The following is a 16,610-nucleotide window of genomic DNA, read 5'->3' as shown; positions in this document are numbered from 1 at the left end:
ATGCTGCTATCAGACCAGAACAAACACCGCCAATAACCCACCAAAGAACGCCCACTTTTGCAGGTAGTAAAGCTTGCGATTTCGCTTTTTCAACGCTTTGGCGCGCAGGCGAATCTTGTAGATCTTGCCGAACAGACGATTGATGCCCCCTACCTTGTCGCCCGCCTCGTTTGGCGCGCCAGCAGCCGACATCACATGACGGCTGAACCAGCCATTGAACGCCGCCGCCCAACGATATTTCATCGGTCGCTCGACATCGCAGAACAGAATGATGCGGTTTTGCTGGGTGGTATTTTCCGCGTAATGAATGAACGTCTCGTCGAACATCACCGCTTCACCGTCGCGCCAGTGATAGTTCTCACCGTCGACGTTGATGTAGCAACCGGCATCATTGGGCGTTTCCAGACCCAGGTGATAACGGTAGGAACCGGCATACGGGTCGCGGTGACGGACCAATTTGGAGCCTGGCGGCAACTCGGCAAACATCGCCGCTTTAATCGAGCCGATGCTTTGCACCAGTTCGGTGGTGCGCGGGCAGAGCTTCATCGCTGACGGATGGCTGTCTCCGTACCACTTGAGATAGAAGCGCTTCCAGCCAGTCTTGAAAAACGAATTGAAGCCAACGTCGTCGTACTGGTTCGAACGCTTGATCTCCCCTGCCCGCAACAGGTTCTGGCCTTCGGCGCGGATTTCTTCCCAATGGGCCTGCAAAGGACTCAAGTCGGGGAAATCCGCCGGATTGAGGTAAGGCTTGTTGGGGATTTTCGAGAACAGGTAAAGGAAGCAATTGATTGGCGCCAGAAACGTCGAATGGTCACTCAGTTGGCGACCCAGCTTGTGGCGCACCTTTCCGCGCAGGTGTACGTACGCGATGGAGGCAATGTAGAGAGCAGCAATGATGAGTTTCACGGAAATCGTCACATGTCAGAAGTGAACAAACTGCGCGCCCGGTCAGCCAGGGCCGAAGGGTCTTGTGCAGCGTCTGAAAACGAAACAGCGGTCCCGGTAGCCCGTCCTTGAGCCGATGCCGAGGCTCGGCATCCAGTGAAAGATGGCATTTTAGCCACCGTCTGTAACCAATTGTTAGCTTTCAGATGTGAAAATCTGTCCGTTGATACCGGTGCGGCCTTATTGCCCTATCGTTTAAAGAGCCAGACCAGTACAATCGCCGCCAAACTTTACGCGCCCCCCCTTGGTTGATGACGGGAACAATTCCGGCCTCAGCGCACTTCGACTCGGGCCCAAGCGCTCCACATGCTGCTGTCCACTTATTGCCAGATGGATCTTCCGCTGCTGACCGGGATGTATTTCCCATGGCCGTACAGCGCGAACGGGTACTGATTCGGTACTGCCGCAACCCTAGCTACTCTGAATGCTTCGCAGGAAAAACCTTTGATTTCTACAGCTAACATCACGATGCAGTTCGGCGCCAAGCCGCTATTCGAAAACGTGTCGGTCAAATTCGGCGCGGGCAACCGCTACGGCCTGATTGGCGCCAACGGTTGCGGCAAGTCGACCTTCATGAAAATCCTCGGTAGCGATCTTGATCCCTCCGGCGGCCAGGTCATGCTGGAACCGAACGTGCGCCTGGGTAAATTGCGCCAGGACCAGTTCGCCTACGAAGAATTCACCGTGATCGATACTGTGATCATGGGCCACGAAGAGCTGTGGAAGGTCAAGGCCGAGCGCGACCGCATCTATTCGCTGCCGGAAATGACCGAAGAAGACGGCATGGCCGTGGCCGAGCTGGAAACCGAATTCGCCGAAATGGATGGCTACACCGCCGAGTCCCGTGCTGGCGAACTGTTGCTGGGCCTGGGTATCGGCATCGAGCAGCACTTCGGCCCGATGAGCGAAGTTTCCCCTGGCTGGAAACTGCGCGTATTGCTGGCTCAGGCGCTGTTCTCCGATCCGGAAGTGCTGTTGCTCGACGAACCGACCAACCACCTGGACATCAACACCATCCGCTGGCTGGAAAACGTGCTGACCCAGCGCTCCAGCCTGATGATCATCATCTCTCACGACCGTCACTTCCTGAACAGCGTATGCACCCACATGGCTGACCTGGATTACGGCGAGCTGCGCTTGTTCCCGGGCAACTACGACGAGTACATGACTGTGGCGACCCAGTCCCGCGAGCAACTGCTGTCGGACAACGCCAAGAAGAAAGCGCAGATTTCGGAACTGCAATCGTTCGTCAGCCGTTTTTCGGCCAACGCCTCGAAAGCCAAGCAGGCCACGTCCCGCGCCAAGGCGATCGACAAGATCCAGCTGGCCGAGGTCAAGCCTTCGAGCCGTGTGAGCCCGTTCATCCGTTTCGAGCAGAACAAAAAGCTGCACCGCCAGGCGGTCATCGTCGAGCGCATGGCCAAAGGCTTCGACGGCAAGCCACTGTTCAAGGATTTCAGCTTCCAGGTTGAAGCCGGCGAGCGCGTGGCAATCATCGGCCCGAACGGTATCGGCAAGACCACCCTGCTGCGCACCCTGGTCAACGAATTGACCCCGGATGCCGGTAGCGTCAAGTGGACCGATGCCGCTGAGCTGGGCTACTACGCTCAGGATCACGCGCACGACTTCGAAGACGACGTCACGTTGTTCGACTGGATGGGTCAGTGGACTCAGGGCGAGCAGATGATTCGCGGTACTTTGGGCCGCATGCTGTTCTCCAACGACGAGATCCTCAAGTCGGTCAAGGTCATCTCCGGTGGTGAGCAAGGTCGTATGCTGTTTGGCAAGCTGATCCTGCAAAAGCCGAACGTGCTGATCATGGACGAACCGACCAACCACTTGGACATGGAATCCATCGAGGCGCTGAACCTGGCGCTGGAGAACTACCCGGGCACGCTGATCTTCGTCAGCCACGACCGTGAGTTCGTATCCTCCCTGGCCACCCGCATCATCGAGCTGAGCCCGAATGGCGTGACCGACTTCAGCGGCACTTATGACGATTACCTGCGTAGCCAAGGCGTAGTGTTTTAAGCGTCAGATGTAATCAAGAAGCCCTGTCCTTGTGACGGGGCTTTTTTGTTTCTGAACGGTACGTGTCAAGGTACCTGTCGCCTTGCTCCTACAGTTGGACGGTGTACTCGCTGCAAGAGCTGCCGCAGGCTGCAATGTTTTAATCGTTAGCCAGCTTCCTTTTATTCCATACTGAAGCCATCATGCAGTTCTCCCACCGCCGCCCGCGAACGAGCCCTCATGTCTGCGCAGCAACAACCCCCGCTAAGCTCCATGGCGATCACCCTGCAGATCGTCTCTATCGTCTTCTATACCTTTATCGCTTTCCTCTGCATCGGCCTGCCAATTGCGGTGTTACCGGGCTATGTTCATGAGCAACTTGGCTTCAGTGCGGTCATTGCGGGGCTGACCATCGGCTCGCAGTACCTCGCCACACTGCTTAGCCGCCCAATGGCCGGGCGCATGTCCGACACCATCGGCACCAAGCGCGCGATCATTTATGGTTTGTCCGGGATTGTATTAAGCGGCGCGCTGACGCTGCTCTCGACCTTGCTCCAAAGTTTTCCGCTGGTAAGCCTGCTGATTCTGATCGTCGGCAGATTGTTGCTGGGCATCGCCCAAGGGTTGATCGGCGTCGGCACCATCAGTTGGTGCATGGGCCAGGTGGGCGCCGAACACACTGCACGCTCGATCTCCTGGAACGGCATAGCCTCTTATGGCGCGATAGCCATTGGTGCGCCGTTGGGGGTAGTCATGGTCGATCAATTGGGCTTCGCCAGCCTGGGGATTGCCCTGTCAGTGTTGGCGATGGCGGCGCTGGTGCTGATCCGTAACAAGCCATCGGTGCCGGTGGTTCGCGGTGAGCGCTTGCCTTTCTGGGCGGTGTTCGGACGCATCGCGCCATTCGGTGCGAGCCTGAGCCTGGCGTCCATTGGCTACGGCACCCTGACAACCTTTATCACGCTGTATTACGTCAACCGCGGCTGGACCGGCGCGGCTTACTGCCTGACCGTTTTCGGCGTTTGCTTCATCCTGGCGCGGCTGATGTTCATTTCCAGCATCAGCCGTTTTGGCGGGTTTACCTCGGCTATTGCCTGCATGACCATTGAAACGGTGGGCCTGGTATTGCTGTGGCTGGCGCCTTCGACTGGCTATGCCCTGATCGGTGCCGGGCTCACCGGATTCGGCTTGTCGCTGGTGTATCCAGCGCTGGGTGTCGAAGCGATCAAGCAAGTGCCCAACTCCAGTCGTGGTGCCGGGTTAAGCGCCTATGCGGTGTTTTTCGATCTGGCACTGGCGATTGCCGGCCCGTTGATGGGCGCGGTGGCGCTGAATCTGGGGTACGTGTGGATTTTCTTTAGTGCGGCGGTGTTGTCGGTGACTGGCTTGGGCTTGACGTTGTTGCTCAAACACCGCGCCATGACTTGATGCCCACACCCTGTAGGAACCGGCTCGCTGGCGATGGCGATCTGAAAGATCGGTGCAAAGCTCAAGGCCGGATCGCCAGCAGCCGGCTCCTACAGGGATTTGTATATTCGTTATTGATCGGCGGTTTGCATTCCGGCCCGCGTCGCCTTGCCCAAGGTGCGGGAGAAAAAGCGTCCGGCTTCGGTGCTGAGATTGCGGTGAATGTCTTCGCGATCGACACCATCGGCGTCGGTACACAGTGCCGGCATGATGACGATTTGTTCGTCGTTGCACGGCGCCATGAAGACGAAGTGCCCTGCCCCGGCCAGTAATTTGAAGTCCGGTGCGACGGGCAACTTGCGCGCCAACGCCGCGGCGTTCTTGTCGACCGCCACCAGTTTGTCGCCGTCACCGCTGTAAAGCAGAACCGGCACATGCACATCGGCCAGGGTTTGACGACCGAACTTCAGGCTTAACGGCGCCATCAGCATCAACGCATGGACGCGCGGATCGGCTACTGGTTGCAGGTCATCACGGTCGACGATCAATTCGCCCTGGGTGTTACAGGCATCGCGGTCATCCGGGCGTTCCTGGCAGTAACGACGCAGACGATCCAGATCCGGTGTGGCGCCGGACAGGATCAACGCCGTTTCGCCGCCCGCCGAATAGCCAATGACACCCACCTGATCGGCATTGACGAAGGGTGCGAGCATGCGGTCGCCCAACGTCGCGGTGATGGCTTCGGAAATCTGGATCGGCCGTCCGTAAAGGTTACTCAAGGTACCGAGACGGCTGTGGTCCTTGGAGTTGTCACCGGGATGGATCACGGCCACCACCACGAAGCCTTTGCGTGCCAGGGACGTTGCCAAATCATGCAGGGCCAGCGGGGTTCCGGTATTGCCGTGAGACAGCATCAGCATCGGGAAACGGCCCATGGCGACTTTGGTGTCTTCGCCGGCTTCAACCGTGTAACCCTCAAGCTTGCTGGAATGCTCTTGCTCGCTGGACGGATAAAACGCAATGGCGCGCATCGGCTGCAGGTCGAGCGGATCGAGAAAGCTCAGCTCATGGAAGCCGACGCTCCAGTGAGGATGCGGCGCAGGCGCTGCGTGCACTGAATTCAGGCTGCTGAGCAGGCAAATCAGTAAAGTTGCACAAAGACGCACCATGGGATGCCCCACCTTGTTACCGGACTAGAGACGTGAACCTCGGCTGCATAACTTGGGCCACAATCTGAAACGACCAGAAACAAAAAACTCCGTACCTGGTACTTGCGTATCCAGAATACAGAGTTTTTTGAGGCTTTGCCTGAACGGCAGTTGTCTTTATGCAAGCTTTACGCGGCGACGAACAACTGCTCGCTGATCTGCGTGTGGGCGTCGCTCATGGCTTTGGCGCGAACTTCGTCACCGTAAGCCAGGCCATGGGCGCGGACGAACTCGATGTCGGTGATGCCGATGAAGCCGAAAACTACCTTCAAGTATTCTTCGTGGGCGACACCGGTCGCCTGACCCGCATGCAGGCCCCCGGACGTCGAAACGATCACTACTTTTTTACCAACGCACAGGCCTTCAGGGCCGGTTTCGTTGTAGCGGAAGGTCTGGCCGGCAACCACAACACGGTCGATCCAGGCCTTCAGTTGAGTCGGAATGGTGAAGTTGTACATTGGTGCTGCAATCACTACGGCATCGGCGGCGAGGAATTCGGCCAAGGTCGACGCGCTCAGGTCTGCTTCATGTTGTTGCGCTGCGTCGCGCAGTTCAGCAGTGGTGCCAGCGGCAACCAGCGTGGTCGAAGAGAAATGACTGATGGCATCGGCGGCCAGGTCGCGGTAGGTCACCACGGCGGACGGCTCGGCGGCTTGCCAGGCTTTTACAACTTCGCCACTGAGCTGACGGGAAGCCGAGTTGTCACCAAGAATGCTCGAATCGATATGCAGCAGTTTCATGTGGGTTCTCCAGGTGAGGATCGCCGCCAGGGCGATCTGATGGAGACAATCCTACAGACGAAACCAATAGCTGATTAGCGTGCAACAATGCGATAGTTTGTCTCACTGATAGAACGATCGAGTCATGCCAATGCAAGATCTCAATGACCTTTATTACTTCGCCAAAGTCGTGGAGGCCGGCGGTTTCGCCGCGGCCGGTCGCTTGCTGGGCATTCCCAAGTCGCGTCTGTCTCGACGCATCGCTGAGCTTGAAGAACGTCTAGGTGCACGCCTGCTGCAACGCACCACCCGCCAACTCAAACTCACTGCCGTGGGCGAACGCTATCTGCGGCACTGCCAGGCAATGCTGTTGGAAGCGGAAATGGCCGACGAAGCGGTGGCCAGCATGTCCAGCGAACCCCGTGGGCGTTTGCGCGTGTCCTCACCGGTCGGCCTGGCCCACGAGATGCTGCCGGGGGTGATCAGTAACTTTCTGGAGAAATACCCCCAGGTGCAACTGGAGGTGATGCTGGTCAATCGCCGCGTCGACCTGGTCACCGAAGGTGTGGACGTCGCGTTACGCGTGCGCGAACCGGGCGACGAAGACCCGCTGCTGGTAACCCGCCGCTTGCGTCAGGCGCAAATGCTGGTGGTGGCCAGCCCCGCCTTCCTCCAGGGGCATCAGATTAACCACCCCGATGACCTGAAAGACCTGCCGGTACTCGGCGCCCTCGAACCCGATCGCATGGTGCACATCCGCCTGGTGGATCGCCAGGGCAAAAGCCACGATCTGGCCATGGAGGCGCGCCTGGGCATCGACGACTTCATCGTGCGCAAGACCTGCACCCTCGCCGGCCAGGGTTTTACCACGCTGCCCATGATGTACTGCGAGCAGGAATTGGCCGACGGGTCACTGGTGCAGTTGTTGCCGGAATGGTCGCTGCCGGGTGGCTGGTTGCAAGCGGTCTACCCTCATCGGCGAGGGGTAATGCCGGCCGTACGCGCCTGGCTCGACCATTTGATTGAAACATTCAATGCCTGCGGGGACCGATTGATATGAAAGCAGGACGCATGAGCGAAGAGGATGTCGCGGCTTTTTGCCTGGCATTGCCCGGGGCACGGGAAGACTACAAATGGGGCGGCGTGCGGGTGTTTTCGATTGCCGGCAACAAGATGTTCGCCTTGCAAAACCTGCGAGGTGCGTCGTTGGCTTTCAAGGTCGACAAGGACTTGTTTCTCGGCCATTGCGACCGTCCCGGCATTCATCCGGCACCGTATCTGGCCCGTGCCCAGTGGATCATCATGGCGACGCCTTATCCACTGGGTACCGAAGAGCTGCAAGGTTTGTTGCAACGCTCCCATCAACTGGTGGCCAGCAAGTTGCCCAAACGCACCCAGATCGGGTTGCTGCTTTAAAACGAGTCACCTGTGGCGAGGGCGCTTGCTGGAGCAAGTTCCCTCGCCCCGAGATTGCATCGTCAAAACAACGCCAGCAGGTTTGCACCCAGAAACAGCATGTCGATCCAGAACACCTGGTGCAGCAGGACGATGACCCAGAACACCAGTTGAAAAGAGATTTTGCGCGTCTTGTGCCGAAACACCTGCTGTGCCAGCAGCGCGCCCGGCCAACCGCCAGCGAACTCCAGCGCATGCAGAACGTTTTCCGGCGTGCGCCAAGTGTCGGCGCGAGCCTTGCGTTTGTCGCTCCAGTACAGCAAGAACGCCACCACGCTGACGATGCCGTAGGCCGCGAGGGGAATCAGCGAAACCCCGCGCAACCATAACGACATCGAACCGAACAGCGGCAGCGCACACAGGATCGCGAACACAAGCAGTTTCAACCTCGGATGACGGATCTCTCCGCCCGAATAGCGTCCGGAATTGTTGCGCCCGCTGGCATCACTCATGGCTTGGCCGCGGTCCAGTCGACCCAGCCGAATTGCCAGGTAGCCAGAATCAGCAAGCCAAACGCAATGCGATACCACGCAAACGCCGCATAGCTGTGACTGGCAATGAACTTGAGCAAGCCACGCACGGCAATCATTGCAAAAATGAAGGCGGTGACGAAGCCAATGGCGAACACCGGGAAGTCCGCCGGCACAAACAACTTGTGATACTTGTAGCCCGAATACACCGCCGCGCCGACCATGGTTGGCATCGCCAGGAAGAATGAAAACTCGGTGGCGGTTTTACGCGACAGACCGAACAACAGCCCGCCGATGATCGTCGAGCCGGAGCGCGAGGTGCCCGGAATCATCGCCAGGCACTGGGCGAAACCGACTTTCAATGCGTCTTTCCAGGTAATGTCGTCCACCGTCTCGGCATGCACTTCATGTTGGCGCTGCTCAGCCCACAACATGACAATACCGCCCACGACCAATGCGGTGGCGACGGTGATCGGGTTGAACAGGTAATGGTGGATCAGGTCGGCGAATACCACCCCCAGTACCACAGCGGGCAAGAAGGCAATCAACAGGTTCGCAGTAAAGCGTCGCGCGCTGGGCTGGGTCGGCAAGCCGATGACCACATCGAAAATCTTCCGGCGGAATTCCCACACCACCGCCAGTATTGCCCCGAGCTGGATAATGATGTTGAAAGCCATCGCACGCTCACCACCGAAGTCGAGCAAGTCGGCGACAATAATCTGGTGCCCGGTACTGGAAATCGGCAGAAACTCCGTTAGTCCTTCCACAACCCCAAGTATCAACGCCTGAAAGGCAGTCCAAAGATCCATCAATCCCCCAAAAGGCTATGCGACAGTGCATGCCCCAATAGTATTTTTCAAAACGTTTATTACGGTCAGCGCTGTTGAAGCCCTGCGCGCACAAGATCACATAAAACCACAAAAGATTTGGTGAAAAATCAATTTGGGTTCAGGTTTTTCCGCGCGGGGCCGAAATCCTATCAGACAAGTCTGAATAGCGCTGCCGGGTAGTCGGAACGGCTGAACGCTGGCGATCATTTATTACAAGAACAAGAAATGGAGCACCGCGGTATGAACAGCTTGCGCAATATGTCGATCAGCCGGCGTTTGTGGCTCATCTTGATCGTGGCCGTCATGATGCTACTAGCGTTGGGCGTGTTGATGCTCAAGCAGATTCATGACGACTTGTATGTCGCCAAATCCCAGAAAACCCAACACGTGGTGCAAACCGCAAGTGGCGTCCTCACCTACTACCACGATCTGGAAACCGCCGGCACGCTCACCCGCGACGCCGCCCAGAAGCAAGCACTGACGGCCATTCGGGGCCTGCGATATGACCAGAACGATTACTTCTGGATCAACGACCTGACACCTGTGATGGTCATGCACGCCGCCAACCCGAAACTCGATGGCCAGAACCTCTCGGCAATCCGCGACCCGGACGGTTTTGCGGTATTCAACGAAATGGCCGCGGTCGCCAAGAGCAAGGGCGCCGGGATCGTCAATTACCGCTGGCCAAAACCGGGCGCCAGTGCGCCGGTGGAAAAAACCTCCTACGTCAAACTGTTCGAGCCTTGGGGCTGGGTGATTGGCTCGGGCGTTTACATCGATGACATGCAAGCCGAGTTCTATGGACAGGTCTGGAAAGCTTCGATGGTCGGCCTGGCGATCGCGCTGGTCATGGTCGCGCTAGTGATGCTGATCGCCCGCAGCATCGTCCGTCCGCTTCAGGAAACCGTGAACGCGATGGCCAACATCGCCAGCGGCGAAAGCGACTTGACCCGCAGCCTCGATACCCATGGCCAGGATGAAGTCACGCAACTGGCACGTCATTTCAATGCCTTCACCGCGAAATTGCGCCTGGTGATCAGTGAGCTGCAGCTATCCGCCAGCGCGCTCGGCGAGTCGTCCAGCGAATTGGGCAACGATGCCACCCAGGCCCAGCAACGCAGTCAGCAACAGTCTCAACAGATGGAACTGGTGGCCACTGCTATTAATGAAGTGACTTACGGCGTCCAGGATGTGGCGAAGAACGCCGAGCATGCCGCCAGCGAAATGCGCGATGCCGAAGCTCAGGCGCGACAAGGCCAGGTCAACATCGATGGCAGCCTGCAACAGATCGACACCTTGTCTTCCACCATCGATCAAGCTGTGGAAGTGATCCGCACCCTGGCTGCGGAAAGCACGCAGATTGGCAGCGTTCTGGAAGTGATCCGTTCCATCGCCGAGCAAACCAACCTGCTGGCGCTTAACGCGGCCATCGAAGCAGCCCGCGCCGGTGAGCAAGGTCGCGGTTTCGCGGTGGTGGCCGACGAGGTTCGGTTGCTCGCCCAGCGCACGCAAAAGTCCACGGCGGAAATCCAGTCGATGATTGAACGGCTGCAAAGTCATTCCGAAGCGGCGGTCAAGGTGATCGGCGACAGCAGCCGGGCGTCACAGTTGACCATCGAGCAAGCCGGACTGGCCGGTGCCAGCCTCAATGCAATCGGCCAGGCATTGCGCAACCTCAACGGACTGAATGCGTCGATTGCCAGCGCGACCTTGCAGCAGGCGCACGTCGTCGAGGACATCAACCAGAACGTCACGCAGGCCGCCGGTCTATCCCACAGCACCGCCCTGGCCGCTGAGCAATCCAGCGCGGCGAGTGTTCGACTCAAGGGGCTGAGTGAGCAATTGAACGGGCTGCTCAAGCAGTTCCGGGTTTAACCAGAAAAGATCGCAGCCTGAGGCATCTCCTTCAGGACTGCGATCTTTTGATCTTCGGGTACAATCCGCACCCTCTCCAATTTCTCCGAAGGAACCCCCATGTCCGGGCTCGAACTGTTTGCCGCCGCCCTCGGTGTCATTGCCGTCTGGTTGACGGTCAAACAGAACCCCTGGTGCTGGCCAATCGGCCTGGTCATGGTGCTTATATATAGCTGGATCTTTTTCGAGGTGAAGCTGTACTCGGACATGTTGCTCCAGGTTATTTACGCCGGTTTGCAGATTTATGGCTGGCGCCAGTGGACTCGGGCAGGCGTGGCGCAGCAAGGGCGCGAGGTCAGTCGACTTGGCACGCAGGCAGTGCTGATGGGCTTGGTGCTTGGGGCGGTTGGCAGTTTGTTGCTGGGGGCCGCAATGGCTCACTGGACCGACGCCGCCCAGCCCTGGCTTGATGCGGCACTGACCGGCTTCAGCCTGGTGGCGCAAGTCTGGATGGCGCAAAAACGCGTTCAATGCTGGCCGCTGTGGATCGCGGTGGATGTGATCTTCGTCGGCCTGTTCGTGTACAAAGAGCTTTATCTGACCGCCGCCTTGTATGGCCTCTTCCTGCTGCTTGCGGTGCAAGGCTGGCGCGAATGGCGCGCGGCGCCGGCGTTGCGCACATGAAAGTCCTGGTGCTCACCGGTCCCGAGTCCAGCGGCAAAAGCTGGTTGGCGGCCGAGCTGCAGGCGCATTTTTGCGGGGTCCTGGTGGATGAGTATGTACGCTGGTTCATCGAACAGAATCCCCGGGACACAAACCTGGCGGACATTCCTGAAATCGCCCGTGGTCAGCTGACGTGGGAGGATGAGGCTCGCGAGCGTCGGCCGCAGTTGCTGATCCTCGATACGCATCTACTGAGCAATATTCTCTGGAGCCAGACACTTTTCGGCGACTGCCCAGCCTGGATCGAGCAAGCACTCCTGGCCCGGCGGTACGACCTGCATCTGCTGTTGTCGCCCGAAAACGTCGAATGGACCGACGACGGTCAGCGTTGCCAGCCTGAACTCAGTGAGCGTCAGGCGTTTTTCAACATGACTAAGGCCTGGCTGGAAAAACATCGGCAACCGGTTCAAATCCTGCACGGCGACTGGGTTACGCGTCGCTCTCAGGCGTTCACCGCGGTGGGACAGCTGCTTGGCTGCAACCCCTGATTTCGGGGGATTTCACCCGGCACTCTCCCCGGTTTCGGGTAAAAGTTGTCCATTCCTGAAACACCCATGCGGTCTCAAACGACCGATTTGCCGAGTCCTCGCCTGCAATGCCCTTATCTGTTAAGGCGTTGAAACACTCCCCCACAACCCCCGATCTAGAGCCGCGCAAACGATTTAGACGCTCGCGCGCGCAAAGTTTTGTCTCACGCTTGTAACAGCTTGCTCTTCAGGTTCCCGGACAAAATTTGTAAGTATCTGATTTAAATAAATAATCCAAAAACGGCACACCTTCTGCTCTCTTCCTCGCAACGCTGATAAGGGCCAGCGTTTCATTTACAGAAGGAATTGCCGCCGTGGGGAAAATTGATCAACCCATTCTTAGACTACTGCTGATCGGATGCGCATTGGGCTCAACGGTCTGCCTGCCTGTCCAGGCTGACAACGGCATCATCACCATCACCCGTGATGTCCAGACGCGCAACGCAACGGTGCCGCCGCTCGTTCCCGACCCGAATCCCACAACCGTCAATGCCAACCCGTCTCAACAAGTGCTCAGGCAAACGAGCGAGTTGACTGACGGCGACTTTGCCGGCGTCGCCAGTGGTGCGGGCATCTCCCGCCTGGTCACTCAAAACACCAACAACCTGGGCGGCAATATCAGCACCCAGACCCAGCTATCCAATCTCCCCGCCGGGCGTTCGGGGAATTCCGGAAGCGGCATCGCCAACATGGTCAATTCGAGCATCCAGCAAGGCATGGGCGCTATGAAAATCCTGACGGGAGACCGTTGAGATGAATCGTTCGCTGTTGCTTATCGCCATGTTTTGCAGTGTATCGTCCTTCGCCCAGTCTCCTGTCATCGATAATGCCGACATCGACGGTTCAGGTTCGCAGTACCAGGGCAACCTATCGGTCAACCAGGCTGCCGGCGATCTGCAGCAACAAGCCAACGTCCGGGCCATCGCGGTTGGCCGTGGCGCCACCGCGACCACCCAGATACGCCAGCGGATGCGTACGGTGGTCGATCCCAGGATCGATGCCCGATCGAGCATTCAAGGCGACTCCTTCAGCCACGGCAACGGCGCATTGGGCGTCAATCAGAGCTCTGGCACCAGCAACCAGCAAGCCAACGCACTGCGCATCAGCGTCGGTGCTCAGCCACAAAGTCTCGACGACAGCGTCCTCATGCAACAGAACGTGGCGCTGCTCATCAACTCCGATCCAACTGACTCTGCACGCGGCAATCGCCAGGTCACTACCAGTGACCAGGCTTTCACCGGTAGCCGTGGGGTAATTCAGTTGAATCAGAGCGCCGGGGTGGGAAACCGAATGGCCAACACCTTCAGCGTACGGGTCGTGGATTGACCCCATAGGTAAAAACAACACTTAACCTAAAATAAGTACGGAGAATCACCATGAAACCTTCGATGGCAATCAAGCCTCTGGTTTTCGCAATTGCTGCGGTCATGGCTGTTGCTGTACAAGCTGCCGATCGTCGTGACGGGAACCACCATGGAAATAACGGTAACGGTAACGGCAACGGTCAACAAAACCAAACCCCTCCTGCAAGGATGCTTCCTATCTCCGCAACAGCCAATGCGACTGACCGGCAGAACAGTACCGGTAACAGCATCTGGAATGAAGGGACAGAAAACTCGGCCGAGATGAGCAGTTCGGCCGCAGGCGCGAGCGGCAACGTCGGTGTCAACGTGGCGGCCGGTGCCGGCAACCAACAAGACAACGCCGCCGCCATCGCCAACGCCGCCTCAGACAACGCTGCGATCGATAACAGCTTTGTGTTCGGCATGGCCAACGCCACCGCTGACGTGAGGCAAGTCAGCAACGATAACCGCGTCGACAACTTTGGCTCCACCAACTCTGCCGTGATGAGCGGCTCCGGCGGTGGCAGCAGCGGCAACGTCGGTGTCAACATTGCTGGCGGCGATCTGAACCAGCAGAAAAACACCATGGCAATTGCCAACGCCAATGCCCCACTGGGTAGCGCAACCGCCACCGCGACCGCTGTTCAAAACGGTCCTGGCCTGACAGTCAATAACAACGCTGATCGGACCTACCGTGTAGATACGATCACCGTTACCAATACCAACACCGGCAGTTTCTCTCGCGAGAAGTCCTTCGAAGCCAGCGGCAGTCAAAGCGCTTCTTCGAGCTGGGCTGCAGCCGGGTCCAAAAACGCCAGTTCCAGCGGTTCTCTGAGCGCTAGCCTGAGCGGATCCAACAGCAGCAATGCGAGTGGTTCCAACAGCAGCTCTGCGAGCGGCTCCAACAGCAGCACTGCAAGCGGTTCCAACAGCAGCTCTGCAAGCGGAACCAACAGCAGTAGTGCCAGTGGTTCTTCGAACACTACTTTGAGTGCTTCGCTGGACGCTTCGCTGGACGCTTCTACGGCGGCTTCCAACTCCACTACCGTCAATTTTGGCTTCGGCGATCGCACCCGCAGCAGCAGCTCCGAAGGATCGCTTACCGCTTCGCTTGGCGCTTCGCTTGACGCATCGGTAGACAGATCGTACGACCGTTCGCGCGATTCCTCGTTCGACCGTACACGCGATTCCTCGTACGACAGGTCTCGCGACTCCTCGTATGACAAGTCGCGCGAATCTGCGTACGACAAATCGCGCGATTCCTCGTTCGAAAAATCGTTCGATAGCTCATACGAGAAATCGACCGCCTCTTCGTACGACAAATCGGGCAGCAAGTCGTCCGAATCTGCGTATGACAAAGCGAAAAGCTTCAGTGAAAGCAGCTCTTATGATTTGAGTAACACCTACTCCTATCAAGTGCTGACTCCAACTGGCTGGGCAAACCCTGTGACCAACACTGCAACCCTGAGCGGTTCGGTGAACGGCGGCAGCGGCAACCTGGGCGTCAACGTAGCTGCTGGTGTGGGCAACCAACAAAGCAACTCGCTGGCCATCTCCAACCAATCGTTCTAATGCTGTCTATGGAGGCCCCCTTACGGGGGCCTTTTCAAACATAACAAGAAGGCATCCCATCATGCGCATTATCGCCTTGGCATTTCTGCTTTGCGTGGCCGGTGTGATCGAGGCTGCACAAATGCCGCTTTCCATCCTGCCGGGCGGAGCGGTGGTGTACAAGCCAATCCAGAGCATCCGCGAGCGCAAATTTTCAGACCTGGTGCAACAAAAAACCGACTTCAGTTGCGGTGCCGCTGCGCTGGCGACCATCTTGCGTCAGGCTTATTGGCTGGACGTGAATGAAGAACAAATCATTGAAGGCATGCTGGCAAACTCCGATCACGACCTTGTCCGCGTCCAGGGTTTCTCCATGCTGGACATGAAGCGTTACGTGGAAAGTATCGGCATGCGGGCCCGTGGCTACCGTGTAGCCCAGGAAACCTTGAGCGAAATCAAAATCCCGGTGGTGGTACTCATGGACATCCGTGGCTACAAGCATTTTGTGGTCATGCAAAGAGTTCATAACGGCTGGGTGTATATCGGAGATCCGGTACTCGGACATAAACGTTACAAAGTCGACGATTTTGTCAAAGGCTGGAACGGCATCATCTTCGCCGTCATCGGCCAGGGCTACGACAAAACCAATGCGTTGCTCGATCCCCCCCTGCCACTCACCGCCAAGAATCGAGTCAACGCCTTCAGCCCGGTGCAAGACGCTGAGTTGATGGATTTCGGATTCATCCAAAGCGACTTCTTCTAATAACAAGGGAGCACGACGCTCCAGGAGCATCCCATGAAGACTCCAATCTGGCTGGCCGTACTTTGCCTGGCCGCCAGTCTGCCGACTCACGCCGAGACGTTTAAACCCATTGAATTGAATGATCAGGAATTGTCGGTCTTGCGCGGCCGCTTTGTGATGCCAGGACGGATCATCAGTTTCGGCATTGCCATGACCAGCACCTGGCAAAACGCCAATGGTGAAGTGATCGGGGCCACTTCCTCGATGCAAATTCAGCAATCGACCATCAAGCCGCAGTTCTATGTGTCGATGATCGACGAAAAAGGTAGTGGCTCATCGCGTACGCAAAACAGCAGCACCGGTACTGGCACCGTCACCGGTGGCAGCGGACTCAACACAACCGAAGGCGTCACTCAAGTCGTGCGGGCGGCCGGCGACAACAACACTGCCTATAACAACGTTGATATCAACGTCAGCAAGGCTAATCAGGCGCCAGCAGCGCAAGAACAGGGCCAGGCATTGGCGGCCGGCTCTACGCTGACAGGCGCCAATGGTGCGGGTTCGATGAGCATCTCCTCGACCGGTACCGGGGTGCAACTCAACATCGTGGCCAACAACAATCAGGGCAGTACCGTACAACGCCTTGCCCAGGGTGGGCTGATGCAGAACACGACTTTGCTTGGCAGTAGCAACCAGGTCCGCAACCTCACGTCCCTCAATGTCGTGCTGCGTGACAACGTGCCGACCGCAGGCGCGCTGAACGGCAACCTGGACCAGCTCAAAGGCCTTCGCACTTCGGGATTCTGATCTACGCTCAGTCTCA

General features: G+C 57.8%; 17 protein-coding genes. 12 read left to right on the top strand and 5 right to left on the bottom strand.

The features are described from left to right. Positions 1-9: 9 nt before the first annotated feature. Positions 10-909: a lipid A hydroxylase LpxO gene (gene lpxO / locus ABVN21_RS08615; RefSeq protein ID WP_339555714.1), complete on the bottom strand. Its 900-nt coding sequence runs from the start codon at positions 907-909 to the stop codon at positions 10-12. 483 nt (positions 910-1,392) lie between these two features. On the opposite strand from lpxO, the gene ABVN21_RS08610 reads away from it, so the two are divergent. Continuing rightward, a complete protein-coding gene (locus ABVN21_RS08610; protein WP_274075840.1) occupies positions 1,393-2,979 on the top strand; it encodes an ABC-F family ATPase in 1,587 nt (528 codons plus the stop codon). A 219-nt stretch (positions 2,980-3,198) separates the two neighbouring features. Further along, the gene (locus ABVN21_RS08605; protein ID WP_339555715.1) at positions 3,199-4,386 is read left to right on the top strand and encodes an MFS transporter; all 1,188 of its coding nucleotides are present in this window, start codon (positions 3,199-3,201) and stop codon (positions 4,384-4,386) included. 110 nt (positions 4,387-4,496) lie between these two features. Here ABVN21_RS08605 and ABVN21_RS08600 read toward each other — a convergent pair whose 3' ends face one another. After that, on the bottom strand, positions 4,497-5,534 hold the full coding sequence (locus tag ABVN21_RS08600; protein WP_339555716.1) for a dienelactone hydrolase: 1,038 nt from the start codon (positions 5,532-5,534) through the stop codon (positions 4,497-4,499). Positions 5,535-5,701: 167 nt separating this feature from the next. Beyond that, positions 5,702-6,313 carry an FMN-dependent NADH-azoreductase gene (locus tag ABVN21_RS08595; protein WP_339555717.1) on the bottom strand — a complete coding sequence of 204 codons (612 nt, stop codon included), beginning with the start codon at positions 6,311-6,313 and terminating at the stop codon, positions 5,702-5,704. Between the two features lie 130 nt (positions 6,314-6,443). On the opposite strand from ABVN21_RS08595, the gene ABVN21_RS08590 reads away from it, so the two are divergent. Beyond that, positions 6,444-7,352, top strand: coding sequence for a LysR substrate-binding domain-containing protein (locus ABVN21_RS08590; RefSeq protein WP_339555766.1), 909 nt, complete (start codon positions 6,444-6,446; stop codon positions 7,350-7,352). Next, positions 7,349-7,708, top strand: coding sequence for an MmcQ/YjbR family DNA-binding protein (locus ABVN21_RS08585; protein WP_339555718.1), 360 nt, complete (start codon positions 7,349-7,351; stop codon positions 7,706-7,708). The genes ABVN21_RS08590 and ABVN21_RS08585 overlap by 4 nt, the downstream gene beginning before the upstream one ends. A gap of 62 nt (positions 7,709-7,770) precedes the next feature. Here the strand turns inward: ABVN21_RS08585 and ABVN21_RS08580 are convergent, their stop codons facing one another. Then, on the bottom strand, positions 7,771-8,199 hold the full coding sequence (locus tag ABVN21_RS08580) for a DUF1294 domain-containing protein (protein ID WP_339555719.1): 429 nt from the start codon (positions 8,197-8,199) through the stop codon (positions 7,771-7,773). Continuing rightward, positions 8,196-9,026 (bottom strand): undecaprenyl-diphosphate phosphatase, encoded by an 831-nt coding sequence (locus ABVN21_RS08575; protein ID WP_339555720.1) that lies wholly within the window; start codon positions 9,024-9,026, stop codon positions 8,196-8,198. Before ABVN21_RS08575 ends, ABVN21_RS08580 begins: the two co-directional genes overlap by 4 nt. A gap of 261 nt (positions 9,027-9,287) precedes the next feature. On the opposite strand from ABVN21_RS08575, the gene ABVN21_RS08570 reads away from it, so the two are divergent. The 8 genes from ABVN21_RS08570 to ABVN21_RS08535 all read left to right on the top strand — a co-directional run bounded on the left by ABVN21_RS08570 (position 9,288) and on the right by ABVN21_RS08535 (position 16,594). Then, complete coding sequence (locus tag ABVN21_RS08570; RefSeq protein ID WP_339555721.1) at positions 9,288-10,922, top strand: methyl-accepting chemotaxis protein; 1,635 nt, start codon at positions 9,288-9,290, stop codon at positions 10,920-10,922. Positions 10,923-11,021: 99 nt separating this feature from the next. Then, positions 11,022-11,585 (top strand): nicotinamide riboside transporter PnuC, encoded by a 564-nt coding sequence (gene pnuC / locus ABVN21_RS08565; protein WP_339555722.1) that lies wholly within the window; start codon positions 11,022-11,024, stop codon positions 11,583-11,585. After that, complete coding sequence (locus ABVN21_RS08560) at positions 11,582-12,112, top strand: AAA family ATPase (protein ID WP_339555767.1); 531 nt, start codon at positions 11,582-11,584, stop codon at positions 12,110-12,112. The genes pnuC and ABVN21_RS08560 overlap by 4 nt, the downstream gene beginning before the upstream one ends. 353 nt (positions 12,113-12,465) lie before the next feature. After that, positions 12,466-12,903 carry a hypothetical protein gene (locus tag ABVN21_RS08555; RefSeq protein WP_339555723.1) on the top strand — a complete coding sequence of 146 codons (438 nt, stop codon included), beginning with the start codon at positions 12,466-12,468 and terminating at the stop codon, positions 12,901-12,903. 1 nt (position 12,904) lies between these two features. Beyond that, entirely contained in the window at positions 12,905-13,477 is a 573-nt protein-coding gene (locus ABVN21_RS08550) for an adhesin (protein ID WP_339555724.1), read from the top strand. A 50-nt stretch (positions 13,478-13,527) separates the two neighbouring features. Continuing rightward, positions 13,528-15,066 carry a heme utilization protein gene (locus ABVN21_RS08545; protein ID WP_339555725.1) on the top strand — a complete coding sequence of 513 codons (1,539 nt, stop codon included), beginning with the start codon at positions 13,528-13,530 and terminating at the stop codon, positions 15,064-15,066. A gap of 61 nt (positions 15,067-15,127) precedes the next feature. Next, positions 15,128-15,808: a C39 family peptidase gene (locus tag ABVN21_RS08540; RefSeq protein WP_339555726.1), complete on the top strand. Its 681-nt coding sequence runs from the start codon at positions 15,128-15,130 to the stop codon at positions 15,806-15,808. A 33-nt stretch (positions 15,809-15,841) separates the two neighbouring features. Continuing rightward, positions 15,842-16,594 (top strand): hypothetical protein, encoded by a 753-nt coding sequence (locus tag ABVN21_RS08535; RefSeq protein ID WP_339555727.1) that lies wholly within the window; start codon positions 15,842-15,844, stop codon positions 16,592-16,594. Positions 16,595-16,610: the final 16 nt, after the last annotated feature.

The organism is Pseudomonas sp. MYb327 (genome assembly GCF_040438925.1).
Taxonomy (GTDB): domain Bacteria; phylum Pseudomonadota; class Gammaproteobacteria; order Pseudomonadales; family Pseudomonadaceae; genus Aquipseudomonas.
Note: the sequence above shows the minus strand (reverse complement) of the source record. Positions and strands in the feature narration are given on the sequence as shown.

What these genes read in the sequence shown, in the direction of transcription:
- ABVN21_RS08605 (WP_339555715.1), top strand. Translation starts at nt 3,199, where the DNA reads ATGTCTGCGCAGCAACAACCCCCGCTAAGCTCCATGGCGATCACCCTG.
- ABVN21_RS08600 (WP_339555716.1), bottom strand. Translation starts at nt 5,534, where the DNA reads ATGGTGCGTCTTTGTGCAACTTTACTGATTTGCCTGCTCAGCAGCCTG.
- ABVN21_RS08595 (WP_339555717.1), bottom strand. Translation starts at nt 6,313, where the DNA reads ATGAAACTGCTGCATATCGATTCGAGCATTCTTGGTGACAACTCGGCT.
- ABVN21_RS08590 (WP_339555766.1), top strand. Translation starts at nt 6,444, where the DNA reads ATGCAAGATCTCAATGACCTTTATTACTTCGCCAAAGTCGTGGAGGCC.
- ABVN21_RS08585 (WP_339555718.1), top strand. Translation starts at nt 7,349, where the DNA reads ATGAAAGCAGGACGCATGAGCGAAGAGGATGTCGCGGCTTTTTGCCTG.
- ABVN21_RS08580 (WP_339555719.1), bottom strand. Translation starts at nt 8,199, where the DNA reads ATGAGTGATGCCAGCGGGCGCAACAATTCCGGACGCTATTCGGGCGGA.
- ABVN21_RS08575 (WP_339555720.1), bottom strand. Translation starts at nt 9,026, where the DNA reads ATGGATCTTTGGACTGCCTTTCAGGCGTTGATACTTGGGGTTGTGGAA.
- ABVN21_RS08570 (WP_339555721.1), top strand. Translation starts at nt 9,288, where the DNA reads ATGAACAGCTTGCGCAATATGTCGATCAGCCGGCGTTTGTGGCTCATC.
- pnuC (WP_339555722.1), top strand. Translation starts at nt 11,022, where the DNA reads ATGTCCGGGCTCGAACTGTTTGCCGCCGCCCTCGGTGTCATTGCCGTC.
- ABVN21_RS08560 (WP_339555767.1), top strand. Translation starts at nt 11,582, where the DNA reads ATGAAAGTCCTGGTGCTCACCGGTCCCGAGTCCAGCGGCAAAAGCTGG.
- ABVN21_RS08550 (WP_339555724.1), top strand. Translation starts at nt 12,905, where the DNA reads ATGAATCGTTCGCTGTTGCTTATCGCCATGTTTTGCAGTGTATCGTCC.
- ABVN21_RS08545 (WP_339555725.1), top strand. Translation starts at nt 13,528, where the DNA reads ATGAAACCTTCGATGGCAATCAAGCCTCTGGTTTTCGCAATTGCTGCG.
- ABVN21_RS08540 (WP_339555726.1), top strand. Translation starts at nt 15,128, where the DNA reads ATGCGCATTATCGCCTTGGCATTTCTGCTTTGCGTGGCCGGTGTGATC.
- ABVN21_RS08535 (WP_339555727.1), top strand. Translation starts at nt 15,842, where the DNA reads ATGAAGACTCCAATCTGGCTGGCCGTACTTTGCCTGGCCGCCAGTCTG.